This window comes from Flavobacterium collinsii, assembly GCF_946903285.1.
Classification (GTDB): Bacteria; Bacteroidota; Bacteroidia; order Flavobacteriales; family Flavobacteriaceae; genus Flavobacterium; species Flavobacterium collinsii.
Map to the genome: position 1 here is coordinate 4,249,167 of NZ_OX336425.1, position 21,431 is coordinate 4,270,597.

Sequence of the window (21,431 nt, forward strand, 5' to 3'; positions counted from 1 at the left end):
ATGTGCACCACAATTTACAATCTAAAACCTTGACAGCCATTGCATTTATTTCTCCTAAGATGCTGAAGATACTGACTGTTTTGAAAACACCATTCGGATTCCCTAAAACTTTCCTCGATTTGCGATTTAAATTCATTAAATTTAGTTCCATTTTCAATTCTTAACTTATGGAAACAAAAGACGGAAGAATAGCAGTTTATGCCAAAACCCGAAAAGAATGGCGTGATTGGCTGCAGGAAAACAGTCAGATCGAAAAATCAGTCTGGTTGATTTTATACCACAAAAAAAGTAAAACCGAAAGTGTAAATCTTATCGAAGCTACAGAAGAAGCTTTGTGTTTTGGATGGATAGACAGTTTGTGTAAAAAACGGGATCCCGAAAGTTACTATCTGACATTTACCCCCAGAAATCCCAAAAAAAGCAAATGGAGCCAACCCAATAAAGACCGGGCAGAACGAATGATTGATGAAGGATTAATGACCGAATACGGTCAGCTTTGCATTGATCTCGCCAAACAAAATGGCAAGTGGGAATCCGTTTAAAAAGATAAATAATCCATTAAATTATAATTAATAACTTTCCAACGAAAGAAATCTATGTTTCTATGTGTTCAAATCAGCATACCCAACAAACAACTGATTAACAACAATTTGTATATTATTACTCCTAATCTGTATTTTTAAGTTCGATTTCATTTGTAAATTTATATTTCAAAAAACATCTCAGAACATTAAAAAAATTAAATCTTGAAAAAATACATTCTCTTTACCGCGATTCTAACAAGTAGTATCACCGTTCATTCCCAAAATAAGATTATCACGGTTACCAACTCTCTACCTATGGATCGTGAATTTGAAACAATTGACCTGACCCACAAAATTCTCGATTTCCCTACCGGAGTTAAACTGGAAGATTGTGTTATTAAAGAGATTGGCAGCAATACACTCTTAACTACTCAGACTGTTGATAACGATGGTGATGGGACAATGGATGTATTATTGTTTCAGCCCAAAATAAAAGCTTCATCCCACAAAGATTTTGAAATTTTAACATCCGAAAATCCATCAAAAGACGCAACGGTAAGTTGTTACTCAAGATTTGTTCCGGAACGGACGGATGATTATGCCTGGGAAAATAACAAAGTCGCCTTTAGAACGTATGGTCCTGTCGCCCAGAAAATGGTGGAAGACAAGATTCCCGGTGGAACGCTAACCAGCGGAATCGACGCCTGGCTCAAAAGGGTTGAATATCCCATCATCAATAAATGGTACGAAAAAGCAACTAACGGAACCGGAACGTATCACAAAGATACCGGCGAAGGTTTAGACAATTTTCATGTAGGCGACAGTCGTGGTGTAGGCGGAATAGCAATTAAAGTCGATGGCAAATACTATTATTCTAAAAACTTCATCAGCTGGAAAACCATTACTACAGGCCCACTCAGAACCAGTTTTATACTGACTTATGCCAATTGGGATGCGAAAGGCAACAAAATTACCGAATCTAAACTCATTAGCCTGGATTACGGGAGTTACCTATCTCGCTTTGAAATTAGCATTACAGGAACGAAATCCGTGGCGGCAGGATTAACACTACACGATAAAAAAGGAACAATAGGAACCAATACTAAAGAAGGTTGGATAAGTTACTGGGAGCCTATTGACGATTCTGAAATCGGAACCGGAATTGTAGCGCCGAAGAATACCTTAACAAGTTTTGATCATCATGTTACCAATGAAAAAGATTTGAGCAACCTTTATGGAAATATCGAGGTAAAAAACAATAAAGCGATTTACTATACGGGGTTCGGATGGAAAAAAGGAAGCCCTTTTCAGACGGAAAAAGAATGGGAAGCTTATTTGAGTACGTTTGCCCAAAAAATAAATAATCCGCTTTTGGTGAAGGTCAAAAAATGATTCTTTTTCTAAAGCTTTAACCTACTTTCGAACCCGACAGGTTTTTGAAACCTGTCGGGTTTGCTAAAAAATCTACAGAATCGATCTTAAGAACCTTTCCGGTTTGTTGGTACATAATTTTCTTTTAAAATAATTTCTAACGGAATGTAATGCGTGTCTTCTACCGCTTCCTGTAAGACCAATTTTTTATACAAATAATGAATCCCCATGTACCCTTGCTCTTCCGGCCTTTGGTTGATCAAAAAGTCAATTACACCTTTGTTCAGGTATTCGATATTTTTTTCCAATAAATCATACCCAATTATCCGAACGCCTTTTATATTGTTTTCTTCTAGAAATCGGGCAACGATGTGCGCTCTCGAATTCGGTACAAAAACACTGTTGATTCCTTCAAACATATTCAAATTCAATTGATCGATTCCGGAATCTTTTAGGGTCACTTCTGAAAATTTAAAATTCTTAAGGTGCTCCTGCCCCTTAAAAAATGAATGAAATCCAGCAATGCGCTGCAAATATACCGAGGTACTTTCGATCTCTCTGGTAATCTTAAAAATCAGAACCTGTCTTTCATTTTTTACAGCAAAACTAATTAATCTTCCTGCTAAATAACCACTCTGAAAAGCATCCTGCCCTATGTAAGCATGAGCTGTACCGGAATCAATATTAGAGTCAATCATCACTACGGGAATACTTGTCTTCTTATATGCTGTCAGGAACTGAATAGACTCTTCATAGAAAATAGGAGCAAACAATAAACCGTCACATTCGAAATCCAATACTTTTTTAACAGCCTCTTTGAACGAAGTCGTATTAAAATCATATAAGAAATAGTCCAGAACAATGCCAAATTTACCGAACTCTACAGCTGCCTTTTCTATACCCGCAATCTGACTTTTCCAGTATTCCAGATTTTCATATTGAGGTAAAAATACTGCAAAATGAAATTTTTTATTCAACGCCAGATTACTGGCCAAAATATTTCGTTTGTAGCCATACTCCTCGATAATAGCATTTACTTTATCTACATTTTCCTGAGCAACCTGCCCCCGATTATGGATGATTCTGTCAACAGTTCCTGGGGAAACGTTAGCCAGTTCCGCGATTTTTTTTATAGTTATGATATTGCTGATTTTTAAGTTAAATGATTTTGCTAATCACTTCAAATTAATATTTTTTTTATCAAAAACGAGTTGTTTTACCTAACTTTTTATATACATTTGTAAAATACCGTGTGCGCACACGCAAATATACACATGTGTATTAAAAAATCATAGCATTAAGTAAAAATAATAGTACGATTTGCATTTTTAACGGATTTAAGAGTATTTCTCTAATCTGTTAAAAAGTAAGGTTGGTAGTTAAAAAAATCGCTTTTGACCTTTACTGATATCAGAATCAAAACAGAGCATAACAATATAATTACCAGTATTTTACAGAAAACTACATAAAGCAAAAAACAAATTAGTAATCGCTTCTAAATCAATTCAATCAAGGATGAATCCAGGAGCTTAAAAAACATAAAAACCAAATAACAATGATTGTAGATTCATTACAAAGCGCGGCAAAATATTTCAGCCTGCATCCTAATTTTAAAAAAGCATTCGACTATGTAAACCAAAATGACATGAGTACTCTTGAAGAAGGTACTTTTGAAATTGGCGAGGGCTTAAAAGTAATTGTGATAGTTGGCGAAGGCACAACCAAAGAAGAAAGTATAAAAGGATTTGAATGTCACGATAAAAATATTGACATCCAGATTTCGATCAAAGGACCGGAGACTTTTGCATGGAAACCCAGAGAAAAATGTATTAGTCCAAACGGAGATTATAATGACGAACGCGATGTTCGTTTCTTTTATGACAAACCGGATATGTTTTTTGAATTACAGGAAAAACAGTTTGCGATTTTGTTTCCCGAAGATGTTCATGCGGCAATGATTGGCGAAGGAACACTTAAAAAAATTGTGATTAAAGTAAAAATTTAAAATAGGAGTATTATTCAAAACATCATTGATGTTATTGCTAAACAAGGGGTTCATTTGTTGTATTCCTCATCAGAATTATGAAGTAATCGAAAAAAGCTCTCGAAATAATCCAAACGATCAGACGGTAACAAATAACCTCATCCCTATTTAAAAACACTTTTTTGTTCACCGGACAAAAATCTATAAATCATAAAACTTTACATGGACTCAATATTTAATCTAAAAGGAAAAATTGCATTAATTACAGGCGGTGCCGGAGTATTGGGAAGTAATTTTGCCAACGTTTTGGCCAAGCAGGGCGTTATTACTGGAATAGTCTCCCAATCTATCGAAAAAGCCAATGCCACCGTAGCCGCAATAGAAAGTAATGGCGGAAAAGCTTTTGCCATTCAGGCGAATGTTTTACACAAAGAAGAACTGGAAAAAGCCAGAGATTTTATTGTAGAAAAATACGGCCGTCTCGATATTCTTATCAATGCAGCGGGAGGAAATATGCCGGGAGCTACTATTAGACCTGATCAGGCAATTTACGATCTACAGACCGAAGATTTACAAAAAGTAATCGACCTGAATATTATTGGAACGATGTTACCATCACAAGTCTTTTCGGAACTTTTTGCCCAACAGAAAGAAGGAAATATCATTAATATCTCATCGGCATCAGCACAGCGGCCTTTAACGAGAGTGGTGGGATACTCCGCTTCAAAAGCTGCGATCGACAATTTTACGCAATGGATGGCAGTAGAACTGGCGTCTAAATATGGCGAAGGAATACGTGTTAATGCTATTTCACCCGGTTTTTTTATAGGAGAACAAAACCGATCTCTATTATTGACTCCGGAAGGAAAACTAACTCCAAGAGGCGAAAAAATAATCGAACATACTCCAATGGGAAGGTTTGGAACTCCGGAAGACATTGATGGAGCCCTTTTGTTCTTGTGCAGCGACATGTCAAAATTTGTAACAGGAACGATTTTAAAAGTAGATGGAGGATTTGCTGCTACCAGTATTTAAAATAGAAAATAAACACTTCCCTCGTTTTCAAAATCATGTACAAAACTTCTAAAACACTTAAAGAATGGAACAAACGTTAAGATGGTTCGGACCAAATGACCCGGTTTCTTTACAAGATATTAAACAAACCGGAGCCACCGGAATTGTAACCGCATTACATCATATTCCCAACGGACAAGTTTGGAGTATTGAAGAAATTTTAAAACGAAAAGTCGAAATTGAACATGAAAATGGTGATTCTAAAAAAGGGATATCAGGATTAACATGGTCCGTAGTCGAAAGTATTCCGGTTCACGAAGACATTAAAAAACAAAGCGGAAATTACCTGCAATACATTGAAAATTATAAGCAAAGCATTTTAAATCTGGCTTTGTGCGGCATCAAATGCATTTGTTATAATTTTATGCCGGTTCTAGATTGGTCCAGAACCGACTTAGCCTATGAAGTTGCTGATGGCTCAAAAGCATTACGATTTGATATTAATGCTTTCGCGGCTTTTGAATTGTTTATACTGAAAAGGCCGGGAGCTGAGAAAGAATACACCGCAGATCAAATTAAAAAAGCAACAAAATACTTTGAAGCCATGACAACAGCTGATAAGGTAAAACTACAGCAAAACATTCTGGCAGGACTTCCTGGTGCCGAAGAAGCGTATAGCATAGAAGATTTTCTGGCGACTTTAAACACTTATAATCATATCGATAGAAAAACGCTGAAGCAAAATCTTTTCTTCTTTTTAAAACAAATTATTCCGATTGCCGAAAGCAAAGGTGTTCTCATGGCTATACATCCTGACGATCCACCCTACCCTATTCTTGGATTGCCGAGAGTTGTAAGTACCGAAGAAGATTTAATGGAATTGATGGCTGCTGTCGATTCAAAATCAAACGGATTCACGATGTGCACCGGTTCTTATGGAGTGAGAGCTGATAATGACTTGCCTGCCATCATAAGACGTCATGGCGACAAAATGAACTTTATTCATCTAAGAAGCACCCAAAGAGATGCCGAAGGCAGCTTTTACGAAGCCAATCATCTGGAAGGTGATGTAGACATGTATGAAGTTGTAAAAGCAATTCTCGAAGTTGAAAAAAGAAACAACAGTCAGTTGCCCATGCGTCCGGATCACGGTCATCAAATGCTGGACGATTTGAATAAAAAAACAAATCCCGGATATTCTGCTATTGGCCGTTTAAGGGGATTGGCCGAATTGAGAGGATTAGAAATGGGGATTGTGAAGTCTTTATAAAATAATCTCGCAAAGACGCAAACCTTTTGTTTCTCGCAGATTTAAAAAGATTTAAGCAGATGAATGCATTTATAGATTTTGAATAATTGGATGTGCTCAGTCTCCATGAAACATTGTACAAGCATACATAAAAAACTTTGTGCCTTCGCGACTTTGCGAGAAACTACCTAACCAAAATAACCACAACCATGAATACCCAAACCATCCTGATTTGCTGCAGTTTTTTTGTGTCTGGCTTTGTATTTAGTCAACAGACTCCAAAAATACTAACCGATTCAAAAAACAATTACCTTCCTGACTTCAGTTATGCAGGATATCATTTCGGCGAAAGCCAAATTCCGGAAACATCAGGAAAAGTCATTAACGCCACCGATTATGGCGTAAAAGCAAATGATGGACTAGACGATTCAAAAGCGCTGTTGAAAGCCATAGAAGCAGCAAATGACGTTCAGGGCAATGTAATTTTGCAATTGCCGGCCGGAAGAATTATTGTGAGTGCTGTTTTATACCTGGAAAGAAGCAATTTCATACTTCGTGGTATGGGTTCAGGTGAAAAAGGAACCGAAATATATTGTCCGAGACCCATGATGTATTTCAAAGATCCGGAATCCTTGGCGGAACTCCGTGAATATTTAACCACATTTGATAAAAGACAACGCGAACCCGAAAACAACATCGACCTCCCTTTTTCCCAATATGCATGGTCCGGCGGAATTATCTGGACCCAAATTCCGAAGGAACGAGTAAAATCTTATCTCGATAAATATGAACCAACTCCAAATCCTTTGGCAAAAGTAAATTCCGGAACCATAGGCGAGCATACTATCAGTGTTTCCGAAGTAAAAGGAATCAAAGTTGGGGATATACTCGAGTTACAGCTGTTCAATAAAGACGGTGAAAATGGCGAAATCATAAAAGACTTATATCAGGGCGCTCCTGTAAAACCGGGTTCACACCATTGGAAATTTCCAAAACTGCCAATTGTCAGACAACAGGTTGAAATCACCAAAATAGCAGGTTCAAAAATTACCATCAAAACGCCACTTACGATCACTATAAAACCAAGTTATCAGGCACAATTGGTAGAGTGGAAACATTTAAGCGAAGTTGGAATCGAACAACTGCATTTCACCTTTCCGGATATTCCGAGAGTCGCGCATCATGTAGAACCTGGAAACAATGCTCTATTCTTAACAAGACTTTTCAATAGCTGGGTCAAAGATGTGGTCATTACGAATGCCGATAGTGGAATTCTGGCCGAGGAGATTGCCAATGTTACCATTCAGGATATTGTTACCGATGGACCACATTTGTCACATTACACCGTCACTTTAGGCGGTGTGCATAATGTATTGGTCAGGAATCTTAAAATTTACAACAAAGCGGTTCATCCTTTAAGTTTCAACACTTTTGCAACAAAAAACGTCTATCAAAACTGTGAGATTTTTACCGACGCTCTTTTAGACCAGCATTCTGGAGCCAATCACCAAAACTTATTCGATCAGATCACTGTACACCTACAAACGGACAAAAACAACAGTTATTATTTGTTTGGAGGCGGAGGCGCCGATTACTGGAAGCCTTCACATGCGCCATTTAGTACGTTCTGGAATCTGAATGTTAAGGTTGAAAACCCGACTGAAATAACCAAACCTATCTTGCTTTACGGCATGAAAGATGGTCCATTTGCCCGGATTATAGGTGTAAATGGTAATGCCAAATTTGAGGTAAAATATGAACCCGACGCATATGTTGAATTCTTAAATACGCCTATGAGTAAAATTCCTTCCTTGTATGATTATCAATTGCAAAGGCGCGTGAAGAAATAATCTCACAAAGGCGCAGAGTCGGAGAGTCTTTTTTAAGCATACCGTTTGTCATTTGGACGAAGGAGAAATCACACTAGAAACTCGACAAAGAAAGGACTCTAGTTACGGAGTTACTTAATGAGATTTCTCCTTCGTCGAAATGACATACAGTGCCGAAAAACTTTGAACCTCTGAACCTTTGAATCTTTGAACCTCTGCATCTTTGCATCTTTCAACCTCTGCACCTTTGCTCCTAAAAAAAACCGCTATGAAATACAAAATAGCCTTTCTGCTACTCTTTTTTATTTCCGGAAATATACTTTCCCAAAATAAATACCGCCTCAAAAACATCTCGACTACTGACGGTCTTTCGCAGAGTTCCGTTATTGTAATTCATCAGGATAAACTGGGACAAATGTGGTTGGGTACCCGTGACGGACTCAATAAATACGATGGTAGTAAATTCACCATTTTTAGGAATGATGTCACCAATAAACATTCGATCAGCAACAATGATATTTTATCCATTGAAGAAGACAATACAGGAAAAATCTGGGTGGGGACCTACAACGGGCTCAACTGTTACGATCCGGTCAATAATCGTTTTACGCGATATTTACATACCAAAACCAATCACACCATAAGCAGTAATGCTATCTGGTCGATCAAAGAAATTGGAGATGAAATGTGGTTTGGGACTTCAACAGGAATAACTATTTACAACAAAAAGACAAATAGATTCACTTCGGTTTTTCACTCAGATACTGATGATACAACGGTACCAAGCAACAATATTATCACGATACACAAAAGCAAAAAAGGCGAAATCTGGATCGGAACGACCAAAGGTTTATGCAAACTTATCAGCAGAAAAAACGGAAAATATATCTTTAAAAATTATCCTTTAAATTCTGTAGACCAGCTGAATGTTGTCGCCATTACAGAAGATGCTTCGGGTAATTTGTGGGTGGGAACAAAAAACAAAGGCCTTCTAAAACTAGACAAAAATGCCAATGCATTTGTTTCCTTTTTACCTGATGAAAAATACAGCGAAATCAATACGGATATCCGATCACTGGCAATCGACAAACAAGGTTCTTTATGGATTGGTGCTTACGACGGAATCTACATTTTAGCAAAAGACAACAGCCTCCAAAAAATAAACAGCAATAACAACAGCAACGGAATTGATAAGGTAAAATCGATATTTATTGATCGAAAAGGCTCCGTGTGGATTGGCTGCTACTACAAAGGCGTAAACATTTGGGACATTTCAAATGTTAATTTCTCCAACTACAATCAAAATTCTAAAAAGATTCCTATGAGTTTTGATGTTGTAAGTTCGATTGTTACTGACAATAATCACAATGTCTACTTTGGAACAGAAGGTGGCGGCATCACGATTTTCAACAGAAACACCGAAGCAGTTAGTTATATCAACAGTCAAAGTGGTAAAAACGTCAAAAATGATATCAAATCCATGTGTCTTTCCGCTGATATTTTATGGATCGGAACTTTCTCGAAAGGTCTATCTGCCTACAACATTAATTCAAAAAAAATTGAAGACCACCGAATCGCGCCCGATTTAAACACTTTACTCAAAGAATCCGGCGTATATTCGATCAAAGCCGAAGGTAACGACATTCTCTGGATTGGGACTTTTGGAAAAGGTCTGATTCGGTACAACATCCTTTCCAAAACCTTTGAAGTTATCGGAAATGATACTTCCCAACCGGAATATTTAACCAACAACATTGTGCGAACGATGCTGGTCGATGAAAAAAAAGCAATCTGGATTGGCACTCAAAACGGATTAAACTACATTCCGTTAAACAATTCCACTTCAAGAAAATACAGCATCAAACATTACTTTTTTGACTCTTCTTCCCTATCCGGTGACGATATTCTAACGTTATTTCAGGACAGTCAAAAGAAAATCTGGGTGGGAACAAAAGCCAAAGGGCTTCATTATTTTGATGGCAAAAAATTCTGTAAAATCAATTTAAAAGTTGGAAATACCGTTATTACTTCCATTCATTCCATCCTTGAAGACGATGATAAAAATCTATGGATTAGTACCAATCAAGGCATTATAAAATACAATACCATCCAGAAAACAGTTGTAATCTACGATCAAAAAGATGGTTTGGCGAGCAACGAATTTAATGATAACTCAGCTCTAAAACTCGATTCTAATAAATTCTACTTCGGGAGTCCGTCTGGTGTGACCTTTTTTGATGCAAAAAAAATCTCTCTGAACCACTATGCTCCTCAGGTATTAATTACCAATTTGAAAATCAAAAACGAAACCATACATCCCAATGATTCTATTGGGATTCTGAAAAAAAGCATCACCTATACCAAAACCATTACACTGGATTACGACAAAGCCAATTTCTCAATTGATTTTGCAATTCCAAATTACATTCGATCCAAAAACAACCAATACAGCTATCGTTTGGTGGGATTGGAAAACAACTGGACAACAACCAAAAATTCCGAAGCAATTTTTGCCATTCAGAATCCCGGAACCTATACTTTTGAAGTTCGCGGCGCCAACAATGATGGGGTATGGAATAAAGTTCCAACAACCTTAACCGTCATTGTAAACCCGGCTCCCTGGCGCAGTATCTGGGCATTTTTACTCTACGGAACCTTAATTGGACTAGGCATTTACGGTTTGATTTGGATCATGAAATCGAAAACGGCACTAAAACAAAAACTGGAACTCGAATATATAGAAACCAAACGAATAGAAGAAAATAATCTCGCTAAACTGGATTTCTTCACTAATATTTCACATGAATTTAGAACGCCATTGACTTTAATTCTGGGCCCTTTACAGCAAATTCTGGCCAATTACAACGGTACGAATGAAATGTACAAAAAACTGCTGGTTATCGAAGGAAGTGCCAATCATCTTTTAAGTCTTATCAATCGTCTGATGGATTTTAGAAAACTTGAAAATCATCAGGTGACGCTCGAATCAGCAGAAGGAAATATTGTAAAATTCACCAAAGAGATTTTTCTTTCTTTTATCGAATATGCAAAAGATGGTGGTTACCACTACACTTTCGAATCTACAGAGGAAGAAATCCCTTTGTACTTTGACCGTTATAAACTGGAACGTGTTTTTTACAATTTAATTTCCAATGCCTTTCGATACACCCCGAAGGGCGGAAACATACATCTTAAGATCGCACACGATCGTGAAAATCTTTTTATAACCGTAGAAGATTCCGGAGTTGGAATCGCAGCCGAACATATTGATAAAATATTTGATCTGTTTTACGAAGTTCCAATGCACAACAACGTACAGAAAAGCTATAATAAAGGAACCGGAATTGGTCTTTCGATCGTAAAAAACATCGTAAAACTACACAAAGGAAACATCGAAGTTAGCAACAAACAGACCGGTGGTGTCGTTTTTAAAGTAATACTTCCATTGGGCAGATCTCATCTTTTAGACCATGAAATTATAGAAAACTTTCAGATCAGTGATGCTATCGAGCAATACAGTTCTCAACTCGAACCGTCAGAAACAATTGAGCGCGAAGATATTGCCGATTTTGTGGTGAATGACGAAAAACAAACCATTCTACTTGTTGAAGATCATAAGATACTCCGCTCGTTCATGAAAAATCTCCTCAAAGATGAGTATAATATCATTGAAGCTGAAAATGGAAAAGTTGCGTTTGAGAAAGCCCTGCAGCATGTCCCGAATTTAATTATCAGCGATGTCATTATGCCCGAAATGGTAGGCACAGAACTTTGCTCAAAAATCAAAGAGAACTTAAAAACCAGTCATATTCCTGTTATCCTGCTCACTTCGAGAACTTCACTGGTGTATAAATTTGAAGGACTGGAAAGCGGAGCCGACGATTATATCAGTAAACCTTTTAATCTAACTGAATTTAAACTTCGTGTCAAAAATTTGCTAAATTCAACCGAACGTTTGAAAAACAAATTTTCAAATGAAGACAGTTTTAATCCTTCAGAAATTACCGTTTCTTCACTCGATGAAGAACTGCTGAAAAAAGCTTTTAAAATTGTAGAAGAAAATATTTCGAACGAGCAATTCGACATTCCGTTTTTCTGTACTGAATTAGGGGTCAGCCGAACCATGTTATTTTTAAAAATTAAAGCCTGGACAAATTATACACCTAACGAATTTATCCATGAAATACGAATGAAACGTGCCGCTCAATTGTTAGAACAAAACAAATTAAACATCTCTGAAGTGAGTTATAAAGTGGGATTTAATAATCCCAAATACTTTAGTAAATGTTTCCAGAAAAAATACGGAGAAACGCCAACGCAGTTTTCGGATAAATTTTCCAGGTCATCTGTAATTTATTAAGAAATCCTCTATTTTAAAGGGATAAAAAAGGGTATCTGTATTTTTAGATACCCTTTTTTGTATTTCTATATCCTTCGTGCCTCCTACATTTGTCATTATGAAAACCCAAAAAACAAAATTCATATTACTGCAAATTGTGTTTATATTGCTGATAATAGGAATGAGTTTATTGCTTTTTTATTTTATCTAACACTAACCTAAAACCAAAAATGAATGTTTACAAACCAAATTTTAAAATCGCTTAAATGGTGTTTGCTGGTCTATTTTTTACTGGTAAATATTGTGATGAATGCACAGGAAAGAAAAGTCACCGGAAAAGTTACTTCCTCCGAAGACTTACTCGGACTTCCTGGTGCTAATGTTTATATCAAAGGATCTTCAGTGGGCGCATCTGCAGACATGGATGGAAACTATACTGTTATCGTTTCTGAAAAAAATGCCGTATTAGTCTTCAATTTTATAGGATATCAAACGATCGAAATTCCGGTAGGCAATAAAACCGTAGTCAATGTCAGTTTAAAACCGGATACCAAAAATCTCGATGAAGTAGTCGTTGTTGGTTATGGCACCCGTAAAAAGAGTGACATTACAGGTTCAGTATCTTCGGTGACAGCCAAAGAACTAACAGCCTATCCGTTATTAAATGCAGAGCAGGCATTACAAGGCCGTGCTGCGGGAGTTTCGGTACAATCCAATAATGGTGGTGAACCGGGTGCTCCCGTAAAAATCAGGGTTCGTGGTGGTACTTCTATCAATGCAAGTGGAGATGCCCTTATCGTGGTAGACGGTTTTGCCGGTGCATCGATGCCTGCCCCTCAGGATATTGCTTCGATAGAGATTTTAAAAGATGCTTCAGCTACTGCCATATACGGATCAAGAGGTTCAAATGGAGTTATCATGGTCACGACCAAAAAAGGAAAACCGGGTGCTCCTGTTATCGAATTCAGTAATTCCACCTCCGTACAGTCTGTCAACAATAAATTGCATTTGTTAAATGCTGATCAATTTGTAGCGTATCGAAAAAGTTTCACCACACACACTGCGGCAGGTTCTGATACCAACTGGCAAGACATCATTTACCGCGATGGATTAATTTCTAACTCCCAATTGTCTTTTTCAGGCGGGTCAGATAAAATCAAATACTATGTTTCAGGGAATTATTTCAACCAGAATGGAGTTGTCATTAACTCCGGAATTGACAAATACACCATTGTAAGTAATCTTGAAGCCGATTTGAGCGACAAGTTTAAAGTGGGTCTGAATTTATTTCAAAGCAAACAAAATAAGGAAGGAATCATCAGTCAGACCAGTGCGGGAGGAACAGGAGCCGCGGGTGTAATTGCTGCAGCTTACCGTTTTATGCCCGACAAAGGAATTTATAATGCCGACGGAACTTTTACCACCACAGCACCTATTGGAGATGATATCGACAATCCGTACGCGACAGCTATGGAAAACATTCTGGAGGTCATCAATATTACCAACAGAAGTAACTTCTTTGCATCGTATCAACTCACCAAAGATCTTAACTTCAAAACCACATTAGGATTAACCGAATCCAATTCGCAAACCGGAAGATATATTCCATCCACCTTAATCGCAGGAAAAAACATTAAAGGAGAAGCTTCTGTAAACAATACCAGATTCTCTTCTTTTTTAACTGAAAATTACCTGACTTTCAAACGTGAAATCGTCGATAAAGGAATCCTTACGGTACTTGGAGGTTATTCTTATCAAAAAAACAAAAACGAAAATTCATACGCTGCCGCAAGAGGTTTTTTAACGAACACCAACTCCTATCATAACTTAGGTGCAGGAACCGTATTTTTAAAACCCGATTCAGGATTGTCAGAAACAGAACTGATCTCGGCTTTCGGAAGATTGAATTTTGATTATGCCGATAAATACCTGTTCACTTTTACAGCCCGTAGAGACGGTTCGTCAAGCTTTAGTAAAAATTACAAATACGGAACCTTCCCTTCCGGAGCAGTTGGCTGGAATATCGGTAAGGAAAACTTTCTGAAGGACAGCAAAACGGTTTCAAATTTTAAATTGAGAGCCAGTTACGGAGCCACGGGAAACCCATCAATTGGGGCTTATTCTACCCTTTCGAGATTCTCTGAAATTTATGATGTAAGCGGAGACGTAATTGTAAATGCGGTTCAACTGACTTCTTTAGACAATCCGAACTTAAAATGGGAGACTTCTTACCAGCAGGATTACGGAATTGATCTCGGTTTGTTTGATAACCGAATCAGTATCACAGCCGATTATTACAAAACAATCACCAAAGATTTATTGTTCAACCGACCTTTACCGGGCGTTTCAGGAATTGCTTCTCAGCTTCAAAATGTTGGAGAATTAGAAAATAAAGGATGGGAATTGGGCATCAATACCAAAAACTTTATTGGAGCTGATTTTACATGGTCGACGAGTTTCAATATCTCTTCCAATAAAAACAAAGTACTAAAATTAGCCGATGACAAAGATCTTTTAATCAACTCTACTCCCGGTCACTTCCTTGCTACCGATTCTCAAATTTTAAGAGTCGGACAACCAGTCGGCTCATTCTTCGGATTTGTTTACGACGGTGTCATTCAGCAGGGAGAAGCAATTCTGCCCGGGAATTTTGAAACGATAGCCGGAGGAGAAAAATTCAAAGATGTAAACGGTGACGGCAAACTGGATTCAAACGATAAAACTATCATAGGAAACCCAAATCCTGATTTCATCTTCGGACTTAATAACGACTTCACTTATAAAAATCTTGATCTGAATATTTTCTTTCAGGGTTCTGAGGGGAATCAGATCTTAAATTATACCCTGATGGAACTGGCCTCAGGAAACAATAATGCGACAACCGAAGTTCTGGATGCCTGGACACCAACCCACACAGATACCAATGTGCCAATTAATGCGGCAAGAACGAAAAGAGTAACTTCAAGATTTGTATATGATGCAAGTTACATTCGTCTGAAAAACATCTCTTTAGGCTATAGTCTCGATGATAAAATTGTATCCAAAATGGGATTGAGTAAAGTTCGTTTTTACATCAGTGCTCAAAACTTATGGACCATTACCAATTACCCGGGTTCTGATCCGGAGGTCAATTACCTTAATGACACCAATGCCAGAAGCAACACCAACTTAGGATTGGATTATGGAAGTTACCCGAATGTGAAAACATTCACTTTTGGTTTCAATTTAAAATTTTAGTTTAAAAATGATCTTAAACACATCGAAACATAGATTAATATCAAATTGCCGCGATAAAAATTTGCCACAGCTAAAATAGTATCACAGATTTTTAATCCCTTTAATCTGTGGCTAAAAAAATCTGCGAGATCTGCGAGAGAAAAAATTAACACATAGAAACATAGATTTTTTACTCCACAATTATAGATCATTCAAAAAAATCAAGATTTCTTCACATAGCTTTACGACAATGCTATGAGGTAATATTAAAAGTGAAATGCCTTTTAAAAGCCCCTATAAACTATGTCTCTATGTGTTAAAATTATTACACCAAATACCTAAAAAATAATATTATGAAAAAATATATAGCTTTTCTTTTCCTGGGAATATTCGCTTTTGGATGTTCCGATTTAGAAGAAAAACCGGTGGGAATCATTCGTCCGGAAAATTTCTTCAGCAATACTGACGACCTACAGGCTGCTGTAAACGGAGCTTTTGCCAACATTGCCCACAATAATTATTGGGGAAGAGAATTTACAATTGCCTTAATGTTACGCGACGACATGGCCGATATTGGCGACAGAACCACTCAGGCCGCCCGTATCGATGTGAATGATTTTACGATGAATGACACTAATGGTCTGGTAGCAAACTTCTGGCCGCAATCATACATTATCATCACTGCTGCCAATCAGGCCATCGAAGGTGCTAAAAAAACACCCGGTGATCCTGCAAAAGTAAACGCTATTGTAGCTCAGGCCTATTTTGCACGAGCTTTTGCCTACTATCATTTAGTTCGCATCTTCGGAGATATTCCCTACATCGACTTTGTGGTAAATGACGTTTCACAAGTAAATTCCTTAAGCAGAACAAAACAAGCCGATGTTTATCCGAAGATAATTGCCGATCTGGAATTTGCCAAACAATGGCTGGAAGACAAACCAAAAGTAAAAGCAGTTCCCGGAAAAGGTACCGCCGCAGGTTATCTCGCCTCTGTCTATTTAACCCTTGGAAACTATCAAAAAGCCTACGACGAGGCTAAATATGTTATTACCAATGAAGCAAAATTTGGCTTGGGACTGGACGCTGATTTTCAGGATTTATTCAATGCCACAAAAACAGCAGCACTTAAAGAGCCTTTGTTTACAGTTGATTTTAATAATTTGACTTCAGGAAACTACGGTCAGGATTATACTGCTTTTTTTACTGGTTCTTTGAAAGACGAATCGTACAGCTATGGACAAGGATTTTCTGTAGCCGTTCCATCTTTAAAAGTATTCAACGATTGGGACAAAAGAGATTACCGAAGAGCGGTAAGTTTTGACACCATCATCAGAAAGAAAGTGGGCAATAATTTGCAAATCTTTCCTTCGAGTGATAACGAGAAAGCGCCACGCCCACATATTGCCAAATACTATCGTTTTCCAGGAAAAGCGGGTGCCAACGGAAGAACTTCACAGCACAATTACATCACGATGCGTTTTGCCGAGGTACTCCTGACAGCGGCCGAAGCCTTAAATGAAATCACTCCCGGAACTGCAGAAGCAGACGGTTATGTAAACCGCGTACGCACCAGAGCCAGAAATAAAGCCGGGAAACTGGTTTCCTTTCCTGCCAATGTAACACCGGGCTTATCTCAGATTGCTTTCAGAAAAATGGTTATCGACGAACGCAGATTAGAGCTGGCTTTTGAATATGTAAGATGGTACGACATCAAAAGACTCAAAAATGGTCCGGAAGTATTTGGTCCGACTGGTTTTGAACCGCACGCTAATTTTGATCCCAACAAAGATTATTTATTTCCATTACCGGGAACTGAGTTAGCGATCAACCCAAACTTAAAACCAAACAACCCTGGTTATTAAAAAGCTTTACGCCTATAATTAGGAATTGGCATAAATCTTAAGAAAGTTTGCCACAGATTAAAAAGATTAGCACAGATTTTTAATCCTTTTATCTTCCAGAAAAAAATTAACACATAGAAACATAGATTTTATGCTGCAATTATAGATAGTCTAAAAAAATCAAGATTTCCTCGCATAGCTTTACGACAGTGCTATGAGGTAATATTAAAAATGAAACACCTTTTTAAACGCTCCTATAAACTATGTCACTATGTGTTAAAATTATACGTAACAGCTCAAAACAATCAGTATCAAATTAGCAACGATTAAAAAAATCAAAATAAAATTCTGCGAAATCTGCGACAAAAAATAGTACAGTTTTTTAATCCTTTAATCTGTGGCAAAAAAATTAGAAGCTTGTATAAAGCTCCACATCAAAATAAAACTTACATATGAATAGAGTTAGTTTCTTTACTTTAATCCTTGGGTTTGCATTGCTTGCAACAGCTTGTAAATCCGGGATTAATTCTCATCCAAAAAACACTTCAGCAGCAGACCACCTTCTCGAAACCCGATACAAAATGCTATTGGATTATCCGGTTGATTCAATGGCGATGCCCAGAAGCATGACCCTCAAAACCAATCTCATTAGAAAAGTTCCTTCAAGAGACTGGACAAGCGCATTCTTTGCCGGAAATCTTTGGCAATTGTATCGCTTAACAGGAAATGTAGACTATAAAAAACAAGCCGAAAAATGGACGCCTTTCAGTAAAAAAGAAAGCGTTAACAAAGGTTCCCACGATGTTGGTTTTAAAGTCTATTGCAGTTATGGAGAAGCGCTAAAAGTGGAAAACAAACAAGAATACAAAGATGTAATTATTAAAGGTGCTGAAACTTTATGCAGCCGTTTCGATCCAAAAGTCGGAGCTATTCGTTCCTGGGATTTCAACAAAGAAATTTGGGACTATCCGGTGATCATTGACAATATGATGAACCTTGAATTGCTTTTTGAAGCCACCAGATTATCCGGCAATAAAAAATACCAGGACATCGCTATCCAACACGCCAATACCACTTTAAAAAATCAGTTTAGAGAAGACAATAGCTGTTACCACGTTATTGATTACAGTCCAGTTTCGGGAGCCGTAAGAAAAAAAACGACCCTGCAGGGATATAACGACGATTCTGTTTGGGCACGCGGACAGGGCTGGGCCGTTTACGGATTCACTATGTCGTATCGTTATACAAAAGATCCGGCCTACCTCAAACAAGCCGAGGCGACCGCACATTTTTTTATGACCAATAAAAACCTACCGGAAGACGGAATTCCGTATTGGGATTTTAAAGATCCGGGTATTCCAAACTCGGCACGTGATGTTTCTGCGGCAACCATCATGGCTTCAGCCCTATATGAATTGTACGGTTATACTAAAGACAACCGTTATCTGGCTTTCGCCAACAAAATAATCGCGTCTTTACATTCCGACAAATACATTCTAGATGCAAAAATAAACGCCCCTTTCCTATTAGATCACAGCACTGGAAACTGGCCAAAACACGACGAAATTGACGAACCGATCGTCTATGCTGACTATTATTTTCTGGAAGCATTGTTAAGAAAAAAAGCCTTATAAGCCATGAAAAAACTACTGTATCACTATCAATCATTTTCGATTATAGCTTTTCTTGCTTTTCTTTTGTCTAGTCACAATAATACTCTTGCTCAGACGAAAACCAACCTCAACGAAAACTGGCTGTACTTAGAAAACAATACCTCCAATCCTGATCAGGCTAAAAAAGCAGACAACTGGAGCAAACTTAACTTACCACACACCTGGAACGCCGAAGATGCAACCGATTTAAACCCAGGCTACCGACGTGATGCCAGCTGGTATCAAAAAAAACTGAATCTTGCTAAAATCGACCCGAATCAACGTTATTATTTATATTTTGAAGGATCGAATGTAACTACAAAAGTATATATCAACGGTACCGAAGCCGGTGGACACATCGGTGGTTACATTGGATTTACAATTGACATTACACCTTTTATCAAAGAGGGAAATAACGAAATTCTTGTTCGGGTAGACAATAGTTATGATATCGAAATCATCCCGTCTCAAAAAAGCGATTTCTTCATTTATGGCGGTATAACACGTGACGTCTGGTTATTATCGAAATACAAAAATCATATTGAGGATCTGAAAATTACCACTCCTCAAGTTTCTGCCAAAAAAGCATCCTTGAATATTGTTGCTAAAACCATCCATTCTGATACTGCAAAAGAGCTAACCTTAACCGTGATTCTTAAAAATCCAAAAGGAAAAAAAGTAGCTGGTAAAACCATTCCGATTACAGCCAATATTTCAACAATAACATTTGACAATATTAAAAACCCGGAGCTTTGGGATATTGATACCCCAAATCTATATTCAGTTATAGTAATTTTAGCAGAGAAAAATCAAATCAGAGACAGTGTAAATGAAAAAACAGGTTTCAGATGGTTTGAATTTAAAGATCACGGACCATTTTATCTCAATGGAAAACGACTGCTCCTTCGGGGTACGCACCGCCATGAAGAAGAAGCCGGCGTGGGAGCTGCCATGAGCAATGCACAGCATCGTGCCGATATGGAATCCATCAAAAAAATGGGAGCCAATTTTGTTCGTCTTGCCCATTACCCGCAAGACCCAGAAGTTTATAGGGCCTGTGATGAACTTGGTCTTTTGGTTTGGGATGAACTGCCTTGGTGTCGCGGTGGAATTGGTGGCGAACTCTGGCAAACCAACACTAAAAATATGCTGGCAGAAATTATCAATCAAAACTACAATCATCCGAGTATCATTATTTGGTCTTTGGGGAATGAAATGAACTGGCTGCCAGATTTTCCTGATGGAGATAATGCAGACCGAACAAATGTATTCCTGAAAGAATTAAACGACATCGCCCATAAAATGGATCCTACCCGAAAAACAGCGATTCGAAAATACTATGAAGGTTCTCAAATTGTCGATGTCTTCTCCCCTTCGATCTGGTCGGGCTGGTATTCCGGGAGCTACAAAAGTTATCAAAAAGCAATCGATGTTTACAAAAAAGAATACAAACACTTCATTCATGCCGAATATGGAGGTGACAGTCATGTGGGCCGTCACAGCGAGAATCCGGTCACAGGTGAAAACATCATAAAAGCCGAGGGCTGGGAAGAAGCCATAGTGCAAACCAAAGTAGCTAATATTGCTCAAATTGGCGACTGGAGCGAAAATTATATCGTTGATTTATTTGACTGGCACTTACATATATCCGAGAATGACCCATCGTTTGTGGGCAATATTCAGTGGGCATTCAAGGATTTTGCAACGCCTTTACGCCCCGAAGATGATATTCCGTACATGAATCAAAAAGGACTGACAGACCGAAACGGAAACCCAAAAGATGCCTACTATGTTTTTAAAAGCTACTGGAGTAAGGAACCTTTTGCGTACATCGAATCGCATACCTGGACCGAGCGTCAGGGTCCTGAAAATACCCCTCGCACAATTAGTGTTTTTAGCAACTGTGAAAAAGTAACTTTATTTCATCAGCAAAAATCACTGGGTGAAAAGAAAAGAAATCTGTCGCTGTATCCTGCAAATGGCTTGACTTGGGATGTAAACTTTTTAAAAGGAGAAAACATTCTGATCGCGGTTGGAGAAACAAAAGATGGAAAAAGAGTCACAGATACTTTAAAAGTGAACTACCGTTTCAATAAAAATGATACGGCTACGGCACTGCAATTGTCCAGCGAAAAATTAAAAAACGGCAATTATCTCGTGACGGCAATTGCACTCGATCATAACAACTTACGCTGTCTGGATTACGAAGAAAGCGTTTATTTTCAATGCCTGAAAGGGGGAAAAACCATGAAAAGCCAAGGAACTCCCACCGGAAGCGAGTCTATAAAAATGGCCAATGGAAAAGCATCTATTGAAGTGGTTCCGGACGGTTCCGGGATTCCGATTGAAATGACTGCATTGAACCAGAGTTTTAAAGGAGAATATTTGAAGATTGCCAATTAATTTTAA

12 protein-coding genes are annotated in these 21,431 nt (G+C 37.9%); 11 read left to right on the forward strand and 1 reads right to left on the reverse strand.

Features of this window, described 5'->3' with window-relative positions:
- The first annotated feature begins 167 nt into the window (after positions 1-167).
- Both OGZ34_RS17330 and OGZ34_RS17335 read left to right on the forward strand, forming a co-directional pair.
- On the forward strand, positions 168-542 hold the full coding sequence (locus OGZ34_RS17330; protein WP_173965163.1) for a YdeI/OmpD-associated family protein: 375 nt from the start codon (positions 168-170) through the stop codon (positions 540-542).
- Positions 543-746: 204 nt separating this feature from the next.
- A complete protein-coding gene (locus tag OGZ34_RS17335; RefSeq protein WP_263361071.1) occupies positions 747-1,916 on the forward strand; it encodes a DUF4861 domain-containing protein in 1,170 nt (389 codons plus the stop codon).
- A gap of 86 nt (positions 1,917-2,002) precedes the next feature.
- Here OGZ34_RS17335 and OGZ34_RS17340 read toward each other — a convergent pair whose 3' ends face one another.
- Positions 2,003-3,046 carry a LacI family DNA-binding transcriptional regulator gene (locus tag OGZ34_RS17340; protein WP_308446803.1) on the reverse strand — a complete coding sequence of 348 codons (1,044 nt, stop codon included), beginning with the start codon at positions 3,044-3,046 and terminating at the stop codon, positions 2,003-2,005.
- Positions 3,047-3,450: 404 nt separating this feature from the next.
- Here OGZ34_RS17340 and OGZ34_RS17345 point away from each other — a divergent pair, with 404 nt between their 5' ends.
- From OGZ34_RS17345 to OGZ34_RS17385, 9 genes are all read left to right on the forward strand, one after another.
- Positions 3,451-3,900, forward strand: coding sequence for a YhcH/YjgK/YiaL family protein (locus OGZ34_RS17345; RefSeq protein ID WP_263361072.1), 450 nt, complete (start codon positions 3,451-3,453; stop codon positions 3,898-3,900).
- Between the two features lie 201 nt (positions 3,901-4,101).
- Positions 4,102-4,914 (forward strand): SDR family oxidoreductase, encoded by an 813-nt coding sequence (locus OGZ34_RS17350; RefSeq protein ID WP_263361073.1) that lies wholly within the window; start codon positions 4,102-4,104, stop codon positions 4,912-4,914.
- Between the two features lie 64 nt (positions 4,915-4,978).
- The gene (gene uxuA, locus OGZ34_RS17355; protein ID WP_263361074.1) at positions 4,979-6,163 is read left to right on the forward strand and encodes a mannonate dehydratase; all 1,185 of its coding nucleotides are present in this window, start codon (positions 4,979-4,981) and stop codon (positions 6,161-6,163) included.
- A 188-nt stretch (positions 6,164-6,351) separates the two neighbouring features.
- Positions 6,352-7,992 carry a hypothetical protein gene (locus OGZ34_RS17360; protein WP_263361075.1) on the forward strand — a complete coding sequence of 547 codons (1,641 nt, stop codon included), beginning with the start codon at positions 6,352-6,354 and terminating at the stop codon, positions 7,990-7,992.
- Between the two features lie 247 nt (positions 7,993-8,239).
- Positions 8,240-12,331: a two-component regulator propeller domain-containing protein gene (locus OGZ34_RS17365; RefSeq protein ID WP_263361076.1), complete on the forward strand. Its 4,092-nt coding sequence runs from the start codon at positions 8,240-8,242 to the stop codon at positions 12,329-12,331.
- Between the two features lie 213 nt (positions 12,332-12,544).
- Positions 12,545-15,547 carry a SusC/RagA family TonB-linked outer membrane protein gene (locus tag OGZ34_RS17370; protein ID WP_263361077.1) on the forward strand — a complete coding sequence of 1,001 codons (3,003 nt, stop codon included), beginning with the start codon at positions 12,545-12,547 and terminating at the stop codon, positions 15,545-15,547.
- A gap of 332 nt (positions 15,548-15,879) precedes the next feature.
- Positions 15,880-17,391, forward strand: coding sequence for a RagB/SusD family nutrient uptake outer membrane protein (locus tag OGZ34_RS17375; RefSeq protein WP_263361078.1), 1,512 nt, complete (start codon positions 15,880-15,882; stop codon positions 17,389-17,391).
- A 431-nt stretch (positions 17,392-17,822) separates the two neighbouring features.
- Positions 17,823-19,004 carry a glycoside hydrolase family 88 protein gene (locus tag OGZ34_RS17380; RefSeq protein WP_263361079.1) on the forward strand — a complete coding sequence of 394 codons (1,182 nt, stop codon included), beginning with the start codon at positions 17,823-17,825 and terminating at the stop codon, positions 19,002-19,004.
- A 3-nt stretch (positions 19,005-19,007) separates the two neighbouring features.
- Positions 19,008-21,425: a glycoside hydrolase family 2 protein gene (locus OGZ34_RS17385; RefSeq protein WP_263361080.1), complete on the forward strand. Its 2,418-nt coding sequence runs from the start codon at positions 19,008-19,010 to the stop codon at positions 21,423-21,425.
- The last annotated feature ends 6 nt before the right edge of the window (positions 21,426-21,431 follow it).